Source organism: Pseudomonadales bacterium, assembly GCA_013215025.1.
GTDB lineage: Bacteria > Pseudomonadota > Gammaproteobacteria > Pseudomonadales > DT-91 > DT-91.
In genome coordinates this window covers 1-2,752 of sequence record JABSRR010000251.1, presented here as the reverse complement: position 1 = coordinate 2,752, position 2,752 = coordinate 1, and the positions used below count along the sequence as shown (strand labels likewise).

The 2,752-nt window shown below is 44.9% G+C and carries 2 protein-coding genes; both read left to right on the top strand.

Annotation, left to right across the window (positions count from 1 at the left end):
- On the top strand, nt 1–1,001 hold a 1,001-nt coding region (locus tag HRU21_12535; GenBank protein ID NRA43117.1), incomplete at its 5' end, for a 5-(carboxyamino)imidazole ribonucleotide synthase.
- A gap of 793 nt (nt 1,002–1,794) precedes the next feature.
- Nucleotides 1,795–2,238, top strand: coding sequence for a DUF3592 domain-containing protein (locus HRU21_12530; protein NRA43116.1), 444 nt, complete (start codon nt 1,795–1,797; stop codon nt 2,236–2,238).
- Nucleotides 2,239–2,752: the final 514 nt, after the last annotated feature.

Below are 2,752 nucleotides of genomic sequence, written 5' to 3'. Positions count from 1 at the left end.
GCGATAACAGCCCTATCGACGGGCTGGGTGACGTTGTGGTATGGCAGCCGGGCATGTCAGGCGAAAGCTTTTATGCCGCGCTTGGCGAACCTGATGCGATTACCTTTGAAAAAGAACAAGTAAATCCCGAATTAGTACAACTGTTAGCACACTATCATGCGGTGTATCCATCACCGGACATTTTGGCCACCTGCGCCCACCGCTTGCAAGAAAAGCAGCTGCTCGACCGCTTGAATATACCCACCGCGCCTTACTGCTATGCCGATAGCCACAGCCAGCTTGCCGAACTGTTGGCAAACTTCACCCTGCCGGTCGTGGTTAAATCGACCACTGACGGCTATGACGGTAAAAATCAATGGCGCATCTACCAGCTGGATGATATTCAACAAATCCCAGACGATGCGATTGCCAAAGGCGTGATTGCCGAAGCCTTTATTCAATTTAACGCCGAAGCGTCGATGATTGGCGTGCGCGATCGACAAGGTCATATCGCCTTTTACCCAGCCACAGAAAATGTTCACAGCAACGGTATTTTAGCGCGCAGTGTGGCACCCGCACCCAGCGTGAGCGAAGCGCAGCAACAAGCTATGCAAAAAGCGGTCGGTGCGATTCTCGAACATAGCGGCTATGTGGGTGTGTTAGCCGCCGAATTTTTTATCACCGACGACGGCATTCTTGTTAACGAGCTCGCGCCGCGTGTTCACAACAGCGGCCACTGGACTCAGCAAGGCACACTCGCCGGCCAATTTGACAACCATATCCGTGCCGTATCCGGCATGGCGCTCGGCGATACAGCCGCCTTCGGGCCCGCCGGCATGGTGAATATCATTGGTAGCCACACACTGCCCCAGCAGCTCATCGATCAGCATGCCACTCTGCACTGGTATAACAAGGTAGGCAAAAGCGGGCGTAAAATTGGCCACGTGAACGTGATTGCCGATAGCCACGACAGCCTGAACGCCCGCATGGACAGCCTCGCGGCCGCACTGCCGATCAACTAAGCACCCACTCACGCGCACAAAGAAATACTGTACTAAAACACAGTGTATTGAAAATACAGCGCAAAAACGGCACGCTTTGTCACCGACCAGCACAAAAAAGCGTGCACTTTAGCCCCCGCCGCACTTGAAAAGCCTAGCCAAAACAATAAGATAAGAATTCAACAGAATACATACGAGACCCCCCGCTGATACCTGCATAGTGGGATTCTCACTTTGTTTTTGCTAGCTAGCCCTCACTTACTTTCTAGGGCCCATGGATAGGGCATTTTCAAACCTCTCCAAATCATGCTCCGCGACAAAGTGAGGGGGTCCGCATATACAAATGTTATAACTATCAATGACTGAGATTTACTCTACATTCATACATCATCCTAGTATGCTAGCTTTAGTTACAGGCTTATTCATTATTAGCTTTATGTATCTGTCCAACTCAAAAACTGATTCAGCAAGAATATTTTTTTCTATTCATTGTATAGGACTAATTTTTACTTTCGCCGCATACTACTTCCCTCCTTTACAAATAATCTCACTTTTATACATTGTATTTATTTGTGCTTGGGTATTACTCATTCTTCCCTTCCCTAAAATAAGTCTAGGCATAAAACGTACTTCAACTAAAAAGCTAAATCAGCAAGCCTTTGCAATAGCTGTCATATCACTTATGGTTACAGGTATATGGCAAAAGTTATAACAAGTTGCAGCACAAACAACATTGCCTTAGGCAATTCGGACTTAAACTGCTTCGCAGTTCAAGCCCGTGTGCAAGGCGTTAAGTGCTTAGGATAGCAATGGAATGTTAGAAAAATACATAGTCTTAATATTTGGAATATTCACTGCTTTATATTCTTTTTATAAAATTGCCTGCTCTATTCGCTACACACTATGGCCTAAAGCAGAAGCACTTATCATAGACTCTGGCTACAATGCTTTTAAGACTGCTCCGGTTAACGGTGGAGCATATACTGTGTGGCAAGCATACATAGTTTATGAATATCAAATCAATAACCGAAAGTATGTAAACAACAAACTATCGTCTGGCCTCGGCATCTCCATTTCCCCTCAAAAAGCTGAGAAAATAGCAAACAAATACCCACAACAAACCTACGCTCAAGTTAGTTATAACCCATCCAAACCAGAACAAAGCATTGTTAACACAAGACCGCCAATTAGCAGCATACTTATGCTAATCTTATCACCAATTATAATAGTTATCGGGCTAGCGCATGCAGCCACTTAACAAGCGCAAGCACAACAGGACTGCCAACTGCTTGCGCCTTTTGCATGCCTTCGGCATTCTAATGCAAAAGCCACAATCAATTGTCAGCCCGTGTTGCGGGCGTTATATTTCAGGAATGATCTAAAGCAAAAAATGGATTTTAAATCATTTATTCACACAGGTTTAATACCTATCATCTCTATCATAGTAGGCATCACTATCTCTTGTTATGGTGCTCTGCATTGGTATCAGTTAGGCTTTCCATTAAATAACTTTTTGCCTTATAAACTCGACTTTGGCAGCAATCCTATTCATTTTATTCTATTAGGCTTGCTCTTTGTTTCATGGGCAGTATTTCATGCATACTTACATAAAAAAATATAACAAGTTGCAGCACAACCGCACGCAAGCGCGCTCGGACTGCCAAAACGCTTCGCGTTTCGTCAGCCCGTGTGGCAGGCGTTATAACTATCAATGACTGAGATTTACTCTACATTCATACATCATTCTAGTATGCTAGCTTTAGTTACAGGCT

Excerpts from the sequence above, each read along its gene's own strand:
- HRU21_12530 (NRA43116.1), top strand. The coding sequence starts at position 1,795 with ATGTTAGAAAAATACATAGTCTTAATATTTGGAATATTCACTGCTTTA.